Source organism: Bifidobacterium sp. H6bp9 (assembly GCF_032193695.1).
In the GTDB taxonomy this organism is placed as follows: domain Bacteria; phylum Actinomycetota; class Actinomycetes; order Actinomycetales; family Bifidobacteriaceae; genus Bombiscardovia; species Bombiscardovia kimbladii.
Window position 1 is genome coordinate 1 of the sequence record NZ_JASTZY010000007.1, and the last position, 14,971, is coordinate 14,971.

Genomic DNA, 14,971 nt, shown 5'->3' on the forward strand with positions numbered 1-14,971 from the left:
AGCTATAAGTAGCACAAACACGCTCTTGAGTTCTCAAACCACCACCACACCAACAAGCCATCCAACTTCCTCCCGGAAGAAGAACCGCCGTGTTGAGCAGCAAGAGATAAACTTACCACGAGCCGGCCAAAACGCAACTCGGCCATTCTGGGAGCACCCTTAAAACCAGCAATAACAAGCCCTCAGACGGCGTGTCGTCATATGTCCCTTTTTACTTTAGAACCTCGCGAAGTTTGGACTTCAGCCTACCGTTTCTGCGTCATGCACACATTTTATTCACAAAGTATTGCTTGAGCCACTGCTGGGTCGGCGTGTCAGCATGATCCTTCTGAATTCTGGTCAGGACCGGTTACATCCAATACGGAGTTTGCCTTTCGTCCGCGATCGCCAGTCATCCACACCCTACGAATGCGAATGTTGATATAGGTGTATATTCGCGCACCAAGTTGGCCTTCGACTCATTGAGTCTATTAACGGATGGTAAGACGGGTGTATGAGCACAACAATTGCAGTACTGACCGGGGCGGGCATCTCGACTTCAGCCGGCATACCGGATTTCCGCGGGCCTGACGGGGTTTGGACCAAGCATCCCGATCAGATGAGCGTCTATGACCTGGACCTGTTCATGAGCGACCGGAAGCAGCGGGAGTATTCATGGCGGTGGCAAAAGGAGTCGCCAGTCTGGAAGGCCCAGCCCGGAGTAGCCCACAAGGCACTGGCCAAGCTGGAGCAGGCAGGCATGCTGAACCTGTTGGCTACGCAGAACTTCGATGCCCTCCACGAGAAAGCCGGCAACTCCGAGGACGTCATCGTCAACCTTCACGGAACCATCGGCACCTCCCACTGTATGAAATGCGGCCAGGCATACCGGACAGCCGACATCATGGCCAAGCTTGATCAGGAGCCCGACCCACACTGCCATAAGCCCATGCCCTACCAAGGCAACATGCCTTGCGACGGCATCATCAAGACTGATGTGGTCTACTTCGGTCAAGCCCTACCTGAGGGCGCCATGGAGAAGAGCATGAGGCGGGCCAGCCAGGCCGATCAATTCTGGGTGATCGGGTCCACCTTGGAGGTGTATCCTGCGGCCTCGCTGGTGCCAGTGGCAGCCCAGGCGGGCGTGCCAATCACCATCATGAACATGGGTTCGACCCAGTATGATTCTTTGGCAACCCGACTCATCCACGAACCCATCGAAGAAGCGCTGCCCAAGCTCGTTGACAAGACCATCGCCGGCCAGAGTTGATTCCCTAACCTTTCCACGCAATTATCGGAACAGGTCTGCGATCTGCAGATTTCTGATGGGCCCTGCAAGAACCTGCAGGGCCCACTATGACAATCCTTGAGCCGTCTTCCGTCTCACTACAGACAGACTCCGCCTGTACCGGTCCCCTATCACGCGGATACTCTGCATCAGGAAGCGAACCCCTGCCCCAGAAGAAGGAGGGCGAATCGACTCCGGAAGCCAAAGTCTTCCCGCCCGAGCAAAGCTATGATGCCCTGGACACGCCCTATCAGCACCGACGAGGACTGGGACCAGATACCAATAGGGCTCCTAAAATTCGAATAGGAATAACCACACTCTCCCGCCCCTCTGCATCCAACGCGCCCCGTCCTGTCTCTCAACCTATTTGCAGCACCGACAGAGTCGATTCTTTGCTCCAAAACCCCCATAGCCACACCACAATGATCAGCGGACACCCCTGGCTTCAGGCCATACATCCCATCGGGGCCTTTTCATGCCCGATAGCATACTTTTAGTAGAGCCATAAGCCTGAAACGCCTTGTCCCAACAGAGCTCCGACGCTTCCGATATAGAATCCAGCTCTCTCAGATGGTCACCAAGTAGATTACATGTGTAATAGCCGAGCTCAAACGCGCCCGAAAGACATGATCACGAGTCCAAATTCATCGGGGAAAGCATCGGCACCTCTCGCCAGCGGAAGAAACGACCGCTTAATAGTGTCCGCATCCGGCGAACCCGCTGGGCCATCATGGCACACATGGCCAGCTGGGGCTTCCCTTGACAGCAGATGATCAAACGGAGGAGTGCCGAATATCCCGGAATGATCATGCAAGGTCGCCGCGATCCGGCAGGTTCGGTTTCAGTCCCGTGTCATGCGCCGACGAGTTCGGTGTGGTGGTTTTCAGCGTCCCGCTGGACGAGCATGCGGAAGTATTCGCTACGGTTCTTCAACCCCTCGCGCTTGATGGCGGCGGATACGTATTCGTCCATGGGTTCGCTCAAGCGCACACTGTGCTGCACGCTCGGTTTCCTGCCCTGTTCGCGCTGCTCGAGCGATGGGCGCCCCATCAGGGTGGCGAACAGCTTCGTGGCGTCTGTGTCGGGGTCGAGCATGGCCTGGCTAATCCTCCTGGCTTCCTCGCCGCCCCATGCGGAGACTGGCGGCTTCGAGGGGGCCCGGTCGAGCCGGTCCATGCGGTTCTCGTATTCGCTTGCCTTCACGGTCGTGCGCCGTGTGTTCTCGTCGCTCATTGCCGTTTCCTTTCCGTCGTCGTCCCGTTCCCGTCCCGGCCGTCGGACCAGCGGTGCCAGTAGTCGCGCCACAGTCCGCCCAAGTGCATGACGTGGAATACCCGCATGTCGGGCCCATCGGGGTGGATGAGCACTTCGAGCAGGTCGTCGTCCAATGCGCCTGGGTGCCTTTTGCACACGATGAGCGCTGTCGGCGGATCCCCGGGCGCCGGCGGTGGCACAGACGGGTCGTCCGGGTCAACGATCGCGGTCCATACCGGTTCGCCTATAGCCCTGAGCACCATGGCCTCGTCGAGGCGGTCCTCGCCGAAATGCCGGTACGCCGAATCCGTGAACCTAATCGCCATACCACTATTGTAATGCACTTTTACAGCGTTGGGAAGAGGCTCCTCCCTGTTGATGGGCACACTGCAGAGGATTCGGCATGCTGATGCGATGACATGATCGGCCAGAGGATGAGGAAGCGCTCTGCAAGCATCAAAGAGGAGATCGGGGTGCCGGCCGGCAGACGCGGACAACCCCGTCTGCCGGCCGTTCCTGCGGCGGCAAGGCGGTGTGCTTCGCCATAGTGGCTCAACCAAGATTCAAAAAGCAAAGGGCAAGGGATATATTCGCTAGCGAAGTAAGTCAGCGGAGTAATTTGACGGAGTAATACAACTTTGTATGACTGAAATGCATTGGAAAGGAGGGGGAAATGGCGCGAAGTGAAGATGATATAAGGAGAGAGAATGCGATCTTGCACATTGGTAAAGGTCGACGAATCTGCACGCAGACATGGTCTGAAGAATGGGGAGATCAGATACGCCGTCCGCCACCCTTTCAGCTTTCAAAAAACCCTGGGCAATCCCGGAAGGCGACGGTCGCGTTCGTCGGCCCCAGGCATGAAGGAGGCTCGCCCCATAACGTCATCGAGGTGATTGCGGCTAGCCGTGAGGATGGCCTCCTGCATGCATTCCACGCCATGCCCGTCACCGACAGGTGGATGCATCTAATGCATTGCAAATGACGGCGGTTTGCTGAAGGACCCGCTATCCCAGACCGTTTGGCCTGGGGATGGCGGTCTCCCGATAAATAGAAAGGAAAACGCAGGTGAGCTATACAAGCGAGGAGCTTGATGCAATGGCTGACCGAGGTGAGCTGAAGCCCGCGCCCGGAACTGCGGTGTACAGGGACCCTGGTGCTCCGGCCCTGAAGGACAAAGAGTTGATGGGCATCTTCGCCGGCCGACCCCGCGAAGAGGAGCGACGTCCCGTCAACGTGGAACTACGTGTGAAGGTCACGCCGACCATGAAGGACCCCCTGAAGCACATCGCCCGGGAGGAGAACCTGCATAACTCTTCGGCGCTGGTTCACTCCGTCCTGGCCGACTTCATCCGGAATCGGGCGAAAAAAGCATGTAAAGCCTTCTGACTGCCTAGCTTCTGATTGTCGTTGTCTTAAGCAAAAAGCAATGGCTGCGATCCGGAAAAGCCGCGGCCTTTTCCTGATTACAGGAGCCCATAAAACGACCCGAAGCCGAAATGAATCATCGAAGAGAATGCCCTCCACAGCAGGACGCGGCTGGTAGATCCAAGGAATACTCAGAAGAAAAAAGTGCGGCCTTTGACTGCAGGTCGTCAGTGTGGTGCCATAGAGATAGAAGGCGGGAGAGAGGAGCTCAAACGCTCAAGATGACCAGAAGCGCCGGCAGGCATGGTGTAACGAATACCAAGAAATCGGCTATGCCGTCCTGCATTATGCAGGCAAAGAGGAGGTCTAGGCTCGGAATGGGCTGGATGCCGTGGTGTTCGTCGGGCCCAGGCATCCTGGAGCGCTTGAAAAGAATTGCATCGAGGTCATAGTCAAGGAAGACGAGCCTGGGGAATTCGTCGCCTTCCACACCTTGACCGTCAACGACGTGTGGCGCTATCTGATTGAGTAGCACAAGCGCGACCGATAGACGGACAGACAAACCAACCAACGATCAAAAAGCCATGTCTATGGATAAAGGAATCGAAGCCATGAACGAATACGAGTACGAGCCTAAGACGGAAAAAGAGCGCCGGCAGATGGAGGAGATGAACACCAAGGCCGAACGCGGCGAGCGCCTGGATGCCGTCCCCGGCACCGAACGGTTCATGGACCCGAACCGCGAGGTGGACGAGGACCAGTTCTTCAGGGATCTCCATACGGAATTCGAACAGATGCGCCTGCGCCGGGCCGAGGCCACCCGGTGAGGGCGAAGAGAGACAGGCGCACAGGAAGGGAAAGGAGCGCAAAATGGCCAAGCAAGTCACACCCGAGAACCAGAAGGACATCGATGCGATGATCCACGCAGCCGACCGGGGGGGAGCTGATCCACCACACGGAGGCCGCTATCCGGCGGGACCCCGGCGCCCTGCTGCTGACCGACGAGCAGGCCGCATCGCTCATTGCCCAGAGCATGGCGAAGTTGGAGAAGCTGGAGAAGCAAGGGGCCGAGGAACGGACCGCGTGATGCGCCTGGAGGGTCAGGGCGCCCAAGGACCTGGGCGACAAAGCCAGCCGGGCGGCCAAGAAGGAGGGCACCCCCAAGTCGGCCATCATCCGCAAGGCATACCCAGAACGGCCAGCCGGTCCTGGGTCATCCTGGTGGACAGATTCTCCATCTCCAGCATGCGGTACAAGCCTGCCGGAGCCGGCAGGAAAGAGCAGAGCAGAGCCGGGCGTGCGCACCGGAAGAACTGCCACAGTCTGAAGCAAGCATTCCACCGTTATCCCAAAAAGGACCCGAAACCAGCTCATCACATCCATAGAACACCGGCAATCACGAAATCACCATCAATCAATACACCCCAAGTGCGCAACCACCACAGACAGCAATCACGTCCAGACAAGCCACAATCAGACCAAATTCAAGAGATGGACTTCTTGCATTAAAATGCGGAAAATCCAGTGTTATCGTTGAAATGACACCAAATTCTGCGCACGATGCGCTAATCCGACAAAATTCGGCTGCAGGGACATGCGCAAAATCCAAAATCTGCGCGGGAACCAATGCACGAAACAAGCGAGATCAACGGCCTTTATGTGGACCGTTGCCTGTTGATGCAGCAAGCCGTACCTGCCGGCCAAAGGCAAGAGGAAGATTCAGCGATTCTGCTCACCAAAGTGTATGAACAACTACCACTGGAACGAGGACAAGGACGCCCTAAACCGGTTCGCCGACAAGTCAAAGATGAACCGCCAACACAGAAAACAAACAGCGAACGCCGAGCGGAAACCTTGAGTCCCTCCTCTTTAAGAAGAACCCTCACTGCGTAGATATACTGAATTTAGTATGAAAAATCTTCTCTTGCCGGGAACAGAACGGGGAACAAAGAGAAGCAATAAAGGGTATTGCCTCCTTACGAAAGAATTCGCCAGTCAGAATCCACGGCCCCTAGGCGGACCGCAATGGAAGCAGCTCAACAGGCAGCGCTGGGCCTACCTAATGCCCGACTTCTGCCGCATATTTCCGCCTATCCGCAACCCCGAGCCTGGTGCAGCCGAATGGGTGCGCATCAACGGCAGCCGGACCTACGCCTACCAGACCCCGGTCATCACCTGGAAATCGCTCCGGAACCAGATGGGCTCGAACTATGCAGAAGCACGAAACTTCGTCACCAGATTCAAACAGTCGCAGAACCATAAGGCCGCTCTCTGGAACGCGGCCCTGACCGATGCCGGCGCAGAGGGCAGCCTACATTAGAGCATCAAGAAAGACGGCGCAAGGATTGCCATAGATAGTCCATGCAAGAACCTGCAGGCTATCAGCCAAACTCAGCAACGGCGACGGCCATTTTGTCTCTTCGCCCGGTCGTGATCCTTATCTTGGAACCTTGGAAGCTGGGCATTGGACCCCGGTTTCGATCGGGAAACCAAGTCAGTAGTTCTGATGGACTTGGAAGCCCCGGCTGCGCAAGGTATCCAAAATCTGGGTGATGTGGTCGGGGCCGTTGGTCTCCACAGTCACTTCCAAGAGCACGCCGTTGTCATAGTGGCCGGAGGATTTGAACTGGTCGTGGTTGAGCTCGATCACATTGGCTCGCAGATCGGCCAGGACCGTGGCCACATTGACCAGCTGGCCGGGAACGTCGGGCAGCTCCACGCCAAACTGCATGATGCGTCCGCGGGAGATCATCCCCCGCTGGATGACCGCACCCATGGTAACCGTGTCGATGTTGCCGCCCGAGATGATGGGGACGATCACGTGCGGCCCAGGAGCCGACCGGAAGACATCGGACTGCAGATCCAACTGTCCTAGGGCTGCCAAGGAGACGGCACCGGCTGCCTCGACCACCAGTTTGTGCTTCTCCAGCATGAATAGGATCATTTCGGAGATGTCGCTTTCGGTTACCTGGACCAGATCATCCATATAGCGGCTGAGAAGAGCATAGTTCAGATCGCCGGGACGTCTGACGGCTACACCCTCGGCAGCCGTACGCATCTGGTCTGCTGCGACCACATGGCCAGCTGTCAGAGACTCACGCCAGGCCGGAGATCCTACTGGAGTGGCTCCAATGACTCTGACCTCAGGCTTAAAGGTCTTTACGGCGAGCGCAACACCAGCACCCAGCCCGCCTCCACCCAGGGGAACCACGATATCGGTGACATCGGGCACGTCCTGAAGAATCTCCATGGCTATGGTCCCCTGACCGCAGACGACCTCGTAGTCGTCAAAGGGCGGGACGAAGGTCATGCCGCGATCACGTGCCAGCCCCAAGGCGTAGTCAGAGCTTTCATCGAAGACCTCGCCCTGCAGGACAACCTCGGCACCATAGGCCCGAGTGGCATCGACTTTGAGGGGCGGCGTGATCCGGGGCATAACAATGGTGGCCTTCGCGCCCCGGCTGCGGGCAGCAAAAGCCACCCCCTGGGCATGATTGCCAGCGGAAGCGGTGACGATCCCGCGATCCAGCTCGTCCTGATTCAGCGAGGCCACCTTGTTGTAAGCTCCGCGAATCTTGAAGGATCCGGTCAGCTGCAGATTCTCCGGCTTGAGCAGAACGCGATGGCCTATCCGAGCACCCAGATCATCGGATTCCTCGATAAGGGTATGACGGGCCACACCTTCCAGACGTTGGGCGGCTTTGCGCAGATCAGCGGCATGATCGGACTCAAGACAGGCAGTGATTGTTGAAGTATCCATGCTCCAAGTATGGTCGGCCGGGCCCGACCAATGGGGTCAGCCGTCAACATGGTGGACACCTAAACATACTGAAAATCCAAAACATGTGAGCAATCGAACGTTTGGGCACCCGAGGACCGGACAGGCATGAGAGCGGATCTGAAACAACCAGACCGATAACCAAACCAACCACCAGCCTGCCCGTGAACTTGACGGATTTCACGAGCGGTTACCGGTAGTGGCTAACAGTCGCCGGTGATGGCTTGCGGTCGTCTGCCTTACTTGTCGTCAGTGAGCTGGGCATGCGCCTCGTCGACCACGGTATGGTCGTCGCGGAAGTCGTGGGAGGCCACGGGCTCATTGGAGTCACGGGCCACACCGGCACCCAGGTCGGCCAGCAGCAGAGTGACTGCGGTCGGATCGTTGACCCGCAGCCGAGCCTTGGTCTGGCCGGGCCCGACCTTGATGGTCCATCCCTTATCGGGCATGACGGCGAACATGGTCTCGTCCGTTTCATCGTCGCCCAAGGCCATCATGAAGTCGTAATCATCGCTGTTGACGAAGGGCAGGATGGCCTGGCCCTTGCTGGTGGCCACAGGGGTGACCTCGACGACCTTGGAGTTCTCCATGATCATCAACCCCAGGCCGACCACTACTCCGCGCAGACGATGGAGCAGATCCTGACGCTCCTGTTCCGCCACCTGGGCATCGCTCATCCGGTAGTGCCAGGCCACCGCATCGGATTTGCTCTCCACAAAGGAGTTGGGGACCCTGGTGGCCGACTCATCCATGATGGGCCGGATCACCTTCTGCCAGGTATCGGAGTCGGGCAGGCCTTGCGCCCGCTGCCACTCGTCCGAGTCGCTGCCGGGCAGGTTGCGGTTCCAGGCGCCATGCTCGGCAATCAGCCCCACCGGCAGGTCACCGAACCAGTCCTGCATGATCTGATGGCTGCGGCCGGAGACCAGCAGGAAGTCCACATCGGGATTGCTTCCCACCTGGGTCAGCAGACGGCGGAGGGCCTGGGTGGGCTTGGCTCGCTCAGGACGGCGAACCAGCGGGGTCAGCGTCCCGTCATAGTCGCACAGGACCAGACGACGATGGGCGCCGTCCCACTGACGAACGATGGCGTTGTGGTGATCCATACGCAGCCTCCTGTCTGTCATGCCCGGAGTGGACACCTGCCGCAGGGAGTCGAGGAACGAGGTGCACCAGTTGGCTGCGGTGCGCACCTTGAGCCGGGCCTGCATGCGGATGTTGCGCCGTTTGGACTCCTCGGGGGTGATCTCCAGAGCGTTGTGCAGCGCCTCGCAGACCATGTCGATGTCGTAGGGATTGACGATGAAGGCATCGGTCAGCTCGTCGGCAGCCCCGCACATGTCCGACAGGACCAGGGTGCCGTCGCGCCCGTCATGGCAGGCCAGGTACTCCTTGGCCACCAGGTTCATCCCATCGCGCAGGGGGGTGACCAGGGCTACGTCTCCAGCCGTGTAGATGCCGCAGACCGGCTTGATGGACAGGGAGCGGGTGATGTAGTGGATGGGGGTCCAGGCTAGCAGGGAGTAGCGGCCGTTGATCTCGCCCACCAGCTGGTCCACCTGGGCCTTGAGCCGCTGATAGGACTCGACGACCTCACGCGAGGGGGTGGCCAGCAGGTAGTAGGTGACATGGCCCACCCACTCAGGGTACTTGTCCAGCATGCGGCCGAAGGCCTGAAGCCGCTCGGGCAGACCCTTGGTGTAGTCCAGCCGGTCCACCGAAACGATGACCTTGTTGGAGCGGCTGCCCACCGAGGAAGCTGCCTGCTTGGCCAGCGTGGACTCGGGGATGTCCTTCTCCATGTAGTGGCTCCACCAGTTGGCGTCCGATGTGGCGGCTTCGTTGGCCGCCACGCCCTCGGCAGTCACCGAGGTGCGGTAGCGATGACGGGGGGACTTGCCACAGGCCTCGTCGATTCCTCGACGCATGGCCCGGGCCAGGCCGGAGTGGGCGGTACGCCGGTAGAGATTGTAGTCGATGCCGATGGGGAAGGCGTCGATGGCTGCTCGGTGGCCGTCAGGCATCTCGACCACGCCGTCCCGGTTGACGGGCAGTTCGGGCAGCAGCCTGTGCAGGGAAGCCAGGAAGCTGGCGGAGAAGTCCACCGTGTGGAAGCCGATCAGGTTGGCGCCCAGGACGCCCTCCAGGATCTCGCGGCTCCAGGGCAGGGAGCGGAAGATCTCGGCGCTTGGGAAGGGCACGTGCAGGAACCAGCCGATGGAGGCGTCAGGGTAACGTTCGCGCAACATCTTGGGCAGGAGCATCAGGTGGTAGTCCTGGACCCAGATGGTGTCGCCCTTGCGGATAAGCGGCTCCACCACCTGTGCAAAACGCATGTTGACCTTGCGGTACATCTCCCAGTCCTCCTGGCGGAAGACGGCCTCGTGCGAGAAGTCATGGAAGAGCGGCCACAGGGTGTTGTTGGAGAACCCGGCGTAGTATCCGTTCAGCTCCTCCTTGCTCAGGAAGATAGGAATGCACCGGCTCTCCCGGTAGGCCTGACGGATGCGGTCCAGCTCCTTTTCCGAGTACTTCTGAGGATCGATGCCGCTCCAGCCGATCCAGAGGCAGTCCTTATGGGAACGGTGGTAGGGGCCGATGGCCGTGGCCAGTCCCCCCACGTTCTGGTGCAAGGTGTAGGAGCCGTCTTCCTGCGCCTGCAGTGACATGGGCAAACGATTGGAGACAATGATCAGACGAGACATGCAACCCGCTTTCTATTCCCGTCCGTGCCGGAATCGTCGGGATTGACCACGGCGCGGACCCATCGCCCCTGGACCCGGGGGACCCATCCGGTCCCACAGGCCCATCGGGGCATCACTGACTTCCACTCTAGCCTGGAAGTTGTGCCGGCGACGGGGTTTCCTCAGAGTCGGTAGACGAAACCCTCCCATGGGGAGAGACGACCGGTCAGCAGTGAGCTGGCAGTTTGCTCGGGCCGGTAGGTGGATATGAGGATCCGGTCGGGGTCCACAGCCCCAAGAGCCATAGAGGTGAATCCGGTCTGGTCCAAGCCCAGAAGCGCTGCGGTTTCAGGAGGCAGTGAGGCCGGGCGGCTGCTCAGATTGACCACAACCAGCAGGCGCTGGCAGGGCAGGGCATCCAGAACACTGGCAGCCTCGGGTCCCGACTTGGGCTCCGGCGCCTGGTCCAGGCAACGGGTGAATGAATAGATCTGGTCCGTATCCGGATCCAGAAGGGTGAAGTCGCCGGCCGCCACGACCGGATTGGTGTGACGCAGACGAATCAGCTCCCGGTAGAAGGCCAGGACCGATTCAGGGTCACGCAGCTCGGTCTTGGCGTTGACCTTGTCCCGGTTGGCATTGACGGCCAGCCAGGGCTCCTTGGGAGCATAAGAAGCCGTGAAGCCAGCGAACTTGGTGGAATCCCACTGCATGGGGGTGCGGGCATTGTCGCGGCTCATATAGGCCAGGGCTGCCATCATGGACTCCGGATCCTGCTCGTGCGCCTGGTCGACCCGCTGATGGTAGAGGTTGATGGATTCCAGATCCTGGTACTGGTCGAGGCTGGTGAAGCCGGCGTTGGTCATGCCCAGCTCCTCGCCCTGATAGATGTAGGGGGTCCCCCGGTGCATGTGCAGGAGGAGCCCCAGGGCCTTGGCCGAACGCGAGCGCAGCTCCTCGCTGGAGGTGTCGCCCCAACGGGAGACGATCCTGGGCTGGTCGTGGTTGTCGAAGTAGAGGCTGGCCCATCCGGCCTTGGCCACGGCCTGCTGCTGTTCGTCCATGACCGCCTTGAGCCGGGAGACCTGGAAGGGGCGGATGTCCCACTTGCTGTCCCCGGTGTCAACCTCGGTCTGGGTGAAGAGGAAGAGCATGTCCAGCTCGTGGTTGGCCGGGTCGGTGATCTGCCCGCTGCGGGCAGGCGCCAGACTGGGAGCCTCCCCCACGGTCAGGTAACCCTGCCGACCCTGGAAGACCTGGCTGCGCATCTCTTGGAGGAACTCATCCAGCCTGGGGCCGTCCACGCAGAAGGGCACCGAGGACGAGTACCCCTCAGGCCCCACGGGACCGTCAGCGATGGCCGATCCGCCCTCGCCGGGCAGACGACCCTCGGGGTCGACGGTCTTGGAGATCATGACGATCACATCCATGCGGAACCCGTCGATGCCCCGGTCCATCCACCAATTCATCATGTCGAAGACGGCCTGCCGGACCTGGGGGTTCTCCCAGTTGAGGTCAGGCTGCTTCTTGGAGAACAGGTGCAGGTAGTATTCGCCTCGCTGTGGATCGTACTGCCAGGCTGAGCCCCCAAAGTAGGACCCCCATTGGTTGGGCTCTGCGCCCGGAGTGCCGGGTTCGTGGCCGGCCTTGGCGGGACGCCACCAGTACCAGTCGGCGTGCGGGTCATCCTTGTTGCGGGAGGCCTGGAACCAGGCGTGCTCGTCCGAGGTGTGGTTGACCACCAGATCCATGACCACCTTGATGCCTCGACGGTGGGCCTGGTCCAAAAGCTCGTCCATATCGTCCATGGTGCCGAAGATGGGGTCGATGTCCTGATAGTCGGAGATGTCGTACCCGTTGTCATCCTGGGGAGATCGGTAGACAGGGCTCAGCCAAATCACGTCCACGCCCAGATCGGCCAGGTAGTCCAGACGCTGGGTAATGCCCGGCAGGTCGCCGTAACCGTCGCCGTTTGTGTCCTGGAAGGACCGTGGATAGATCTGGTAGACCACCGCATTGGCCCACCAGGGGTTGGGGGTGGCTCCGTTGGTCCGCACCCGGTCGGGCAGCTGCATGCGTTCTTCCTGGGTCATGATCCTCCTGGCCGGACGGGTTCGGACGTCCTTGTGCCACCCCCACTATAAATCACCCATTCACCCCTGGTTGGCCTGCTCCTCATGATGGACGCGGAAAGCCAGCTCGGCCAGATGGACGCCGTGGGTCAGGAACTCCTGGGTCCGGCAGACGTAGTCATGCTCGCGTCCCAGACGTGCCAGATAGCCGTTGATGTAATCCACCTCGGTCGGGCGGCCCTTGGACATGTCCTGATACATGGAGGGGTAGTGGAGGGGATTGCCCACGCGGCTGACATAGTCCACCTCGTCCAGGGTCTCCTGACGGGTCTGGATCAGCTGCTTGCCGGCCCGCTCGCAGGCGTCATAGGCCTCGTCGATCAGCTGGCGGGACATATCCTTGGCGCCCGGGTAGGAGATGAACTGGCCCATGGTGATCTGGTACATGGTGCAGATGGTGTTGACCACCGAGTTGAAGATGATCTTGGCCAGGCAGGTGCCCTCGAAGTTCTCGGTCAGGATGGGGTTGAGGTTGGCGGCCTTGAAGTCCTCGGCCATTCCGCGCTCCAAGTCGCTGGTCTGCTCGGTCATGGCGCACAGGTGCATGGAGCCGGCCCCGGATTTGCCGATGAAGTCCACGTCGCCCGGCCCGTTGAGGACTGTGCCGATCATGGCCGTACCGCCGTAGATGCGCTCCTTGGGGAAGTACTTGAGCAGCTTGTCGAAATGCCCCCAGCCGTTCATGGCCGAGAAGACCACCTGATGGTCGCGGAAGAGCGGTGCGCAACGCTCCAGGACAGCCTCCAGCTGCATCTGCTTGAGCATGACGATCCAGACATCGGGGTCGCCCTTGTAGTCCTCGGGGGTGTAAATGTTGACGGGCACCAAATGACGATTTTCGTGATCGCGGGAGACATAGACGCCTCCCTGGTCATGAACCTTGTCAATATTGGGCATCCAGGTATCCACGAAATCCACCTGCAGGCCGGCCTGCTCCTGCAGCAGCACACCCAGACGATAGCCCATGGCTCCGGCACCGATGACCGTATATCGCATCGAAACACACCCTCTTCATTTTCTTGATTAGACAACGCACCTCCGGGGACCGGCCCGGGGGATACCAAGCAGTATGCCGAGACGGCAGAAGGGAACCAAGGCAACGGTCGCATGGTGGACATAAGAGCTGGGATATGCCAGGATTCCCGCACCTTGGAGGACCTGGCCGCATACGCGGACATCCCGCCATCCCGATGAAAACGTCGACCTAGGCTGGAACCCATGCAGAAAGAGCAGAGAGGAGCCGGAAGGATGGACCGGCGGACCCTGGCCATCCTTGTCCTGGTGGGCGTGATCAGCGGATTCCTGTCGGGGATGTTCGGCATCGGCGGCGGATCGATCATCGTGCCTGCCCTGGTATGGACCGGACTGCAGCAACGGCAGGCCTCGGCTACCTCGCTGGCCTCCATGATCCCCATGTCGCTAGCTGGCGTGGCCTCCTACGCCCTGGGCGGGCATGTGGACTGGCTGGCCGCCCTGCTGCTGGCCGTGGGCACGGTCATTGGGGCGCAGATCGGCACCTGGCTGCTGGACCGGCTTCCAGAGGTGATACTCAGGTGGCTCTATGTGGGCTTCCTGATGGCAGTCATTGCCCAGCAGCTGCTGTCCACGCCCTCCAGAGATAGCAGCATCCAGCTGAGCCCGGCGGTGGCTTTGATCATTCTGCTGGTCGGCATCCTGATCGGAACCCTGTCAGGGTTGCTGGGCGTTGGCGGCGGAGCCATAGCGGTCCCTGCCCTGGCTCTGCTGGGCGCCAGCGACCTGATCGCCAGGGGGACCTCCCTGCTGGCCATCCTGCCCAGTTCACTGTCAGGGACATTCACCAACCTTCGGCACCACCTGGTCCACGCCGGTCAGGGGCTGCTTCTGGGCATCGTGGCTGCTCTGACCACGCCGGTGGGCACCTGGGCAGCCTCAGGGGTCAGCGCGCGAGTGGGCGCCAATCTGTTCGCCGCCTACCTCTGCCTGATCGTCCTGCGCTGCATCTGGGCGGCCCTCCAGGTCACCCCGGCCTTCCAGCGGTACAGAGCCAATCACAGCCACCGCTGAAAACAGGACTCAGTCCCGGCGGTGCCGGGCGAAGAAGTCGGCAAGAATCCCGGCGCATGCCTGTTCACACACGCCGCCCAGCACCTCGACCTTTGACCCGGTGTGCGGGTCACGGGGCAGATCCCAGACCGACCCGCAGGCTCCCATCTTGGGGTCCCAAGCGCCGAAGACCACCCTGCTGAAGTGGCAGGCCATCAGGGCTCCGGCACACATGGGGCAGGGCTCCAGGGTGACGACCATGGTGCACCCTGCCAGATCCCAGCCCGCGTCGGATTTCCCAATGGCCTCCATCTCGGCATGAGCCAGGGGACGGCCCAGGGCCTGCCGCTGGTTGAAGCCCCGACCGATGACCCGGCCCGAGGCATCCAAGACCAGGGCGCCCACGGGCACGTCCCCCCGGTCTCCGGCTATCCCGGCCAGCCGCAGGGCCTCCGCCATGGGC

General features: G+C 60.4%; 13 protein-coding genes. 5 read left to right on the top strand and 8 right to left on the bottom strand.

The annotated features are described in order from the left end of the window. Positions 1–493: 493 nt before the first annotated feature. The gene (locus tag QRX40_RS07855; protein WP_313837502.1) at positions 494–1,249 is read left to right on the top strand and encodes a Sir2 family NAD-dependent protein deacetylase; all 756 of its coding nucleotides are present in this window, start codon (positions 494–496) and stop codon (positions 1,247–1,249) included. 870 nt (positions 1,250–2,119) lie between these two features. Here the strand turns inward: QRX40_RS07855 and QRX40_RS07860 are convergent. Both QRX40_RS07860 and QRX40_RS07865 read right to left on the bottom strand, forming a co-directional pair. Next, on the bottom strand, positions 2,120–2,500 hold the full coding sequence (locus tag QRX40_RS07860) for a toxin-antitoxin system protein (protein ID WP_198189747.1): 381 nt from the start codon (positions 2,498–2,500) through the stop codon (positions 2,120–2,122). Next, entirely contained in the window at positions 2,497–2,847 is a 351-nt protein-coding gene (locus QRX40_RS07865) for a hypothetical protein (RefSeq protein ID WP_313837505.1), read from the bottom strand. The genes QRX40_RS07860 and QRX40_RS07865 overlap by 4 nt, the downstream gene beginning before the upstream one ends. A 742-nt stretch (positions 2,848–3,589) precedes the next feature. Between QRX40_RS07865 and QRX40_RS07870 the strand changes: the two genes are divergently transcribed. Further along, entirely contained in the window at positions 3,590–3,910 is a 321-nt protein-coding gene (locus QRX40_RS07870) for a hypothetical protein (RefSeq protein WP_313837507.1), read from the top strand. 247 nt (positions 3,911–4,157) lie between these two features. Here the strand turns inward: QRX40_RS07870 and QRX40_RS07875 are convergent, their stop codons facing one another. After that, entirely contained in the window at positions 4,158–4,379 is a 222-nt protein-coding gene (locus tag QRX40_RS07875) for a hypothetical protein (RefSeq protein WP_313837509.1), read from the bottom strand. Between the two features lie 121 nt (positions 4,380–4,500). Here QRX40_RS07875 and QRX40_RS07880 point away from each other — a divergent pair, with 121 nt between their 5' ends. Both QRX40_RS07880 and QRX40_RS07885 read left to right on the top strand, forming a co-directional pair. Continuing rightward, positions 4,501–4,716, top strand: a complete 216-nt coding sequence (locus QRX40_RS07880; protein ID WP_313837511.1) for a hypothetical protein — start codon at positions 4,501–4,503, stop codon at positions 4,714–4,716. Between the two features lie 1,235 nt (positions 4,717–5,951). Beyond that, the gene (locus tag QRX40_RS07885) at positions 5,952–6,209 is read left to right on the top strand and encodes a hypothetical protein (protein ID WP_313837513.1); all 258 of its coding nucleotides are present in this window, start codon (positions 5,952–5,954) and stop codon (positions 6,207–6,209) included. 174 nt (positions 6,210–6,383) lie between these two features. On the opposite strand, the gene ilvA is transcribed toward QRX40_RS07885, so the two are convergent. From ilvA to QRX40_RS07905, 4 genes are all read right to left on the bottom strand, one after another. Beyond that, positions 6,384–7,649: a threonine ammonia-lyase gene (gene ilvA / locus QRX40_RS07890; RefSeq protein WP_313837515.1), complete on the bottom strand. Its 1,266-nt coding sequence runs from the start codon at positions 7,647–7,649 to the stop codon at positions 6,384–6,386. A 257-nt stretch (positions 7,650–7,906) separates the two neighbouring features. After that, positions 7,907–10,372: a bifunctional alpha,alpha-trehalose-phosphate synthase (UDP-forming)/trehalose-phosphatase gene (locus tag QRX40_RS07895; protein ID WP_313837517.1), complete on the bottom strand. Its 2,466-nt coding sequence runs from the start codon at positions 10,370–10,372 to the stop codon at positions 7,907–7,909. Positions 10,373–10,533: 161 nt separating this feature from the next. Further along, entirely contained in the window at positions 10,534–12,444 is a 1,911-nt protein-coding gene (locus QRX40_RS07900) for an alpha-glucosidase (RefSeq protein ID WP_313837519.1), read from the bottom strand. Between the two features lie 60 nt (positions 12,445–12,504). Next, positions 12,505–13,479 carry a ketopantoate reductase family protein gene (locus QRX40_RS07905; protein WP_045923818.1) on the bottom strand — a complete coding sequence of 325 codons (975 nt, stop codon included), beginning with the start codon at positions 13,477–13,479 and terminating at the stop codon, positions 12,505–12,507. Positions 13,480–13,701: 222 nt separating this feature from the next. Here QRX40_RS07905 and QRX40_RS07910 point away from each other — a divergent pair, with 222 nt between their 5' ends. After that, positions 13,702–14,529, top strand: coding sequence for a sulfite exporter TauE/SafE family protein (locus tag QRX40_RS07910; protein WP_313837521.1), 828 nt, complete (start codon positions 13,702–13,704; stop codon positions 14,527–14,529). A 9-nt stretch (positions 14,530–14,538) separates the two neighbouring features. Here the strand turns inward: QRX40_RS07910 and QRX40_RS07915 are convergent, their stop codons facing one another. Further along, a complete protein-coding gene (locus tag QRX40_RS07915) occupies positions 14,539–14,967 on the bottom strand; it encodes a nucleoside deaminase (protein ID WP_313837523.1) in 429 nt (142 codons plus the stop codon). Positions 14,968–14,971 lie beyond the last annotated feature (4 nt).

Bases quoted from the DNA above. Each gene is read 5' to 3' on its own strand.
- QRX40_RS07855 (WP_313837502.1), top strand. From the start codon at position 494: ATGAGCACAACAATTGCAGTACTGACCGGGGCGGGCATCTCGACTTCA.
- QRX40_RS07880 (WP_313837511.1), top strand. From the start codon at position 4,501: ATGAACGAATACGAGTACGAGCCTAAGACGGAAAAAGAGCGCCGGCAG.
- QRX40_RS07905 (WP_045923818.1), bottom strand. From the start codon at position 13,479: ATGCGATATACGGTCATCGGTGCCGGAGCCATGGGCTATCGTCTGGGT.
- QRX40_RS07900 (WP_313837519.1), bottom strand. From the start codon at position 12,444: ATGACCCAGGAAGAACGCATGCAGCTGCCCGACCGGGTGCGGACCAAC.
- ilvA (WP_313837515.1), bottom strand. From the start codon at position 7,649: ATGGATACTTCAACAATCACTGCCTGTCTTGAGTCCGATCATGCCGCT.
- QRX40_RS07915 (WP_313837523.1), bottom strand. From the start codon at position 14,967: ATGGCGGAGGCCCTGCGGCTGGCCGGGATAGCCGGAGACCGGGGGGAC.
- QRX40_RS07865 (WP_313837505.1), bottom strand. From the start codon at position 2,847: ATGGCGATTAGGTTCACGGATTCGGCGTACCGGCATTTCGGCGAGGAC.
- QRX40_RS07885 (WP_313837513.1), top strand. From the start codon at position 5,952: ATGCCCGACTTCTGCCGCATATTTCCGCCTATCCGCAACCCCGAGCCT.
- QRX40_RS07910 (WP_313837521.1), top strand. From the start codon at position 13,702: ATGCAGAAAGAGCAGAGAGGAGCCGGAAGGATGGACCGGCGGACCCTG.
- QRX40_RS07860 (WP_198189747.1), bottom strand. From the start codon at position 2,500: ATGAGCGACGAGAACACACGGCGCACGACCGTGAAGGCAAGCGAATAC.
- QRX40_RS07895 (WP_313837517.1), bottom strand. From the start codon at position 10,372: ATGTCTCGTCTGATCATTGTCTCCAATCGTTTGCCCATGTCACTGCAG.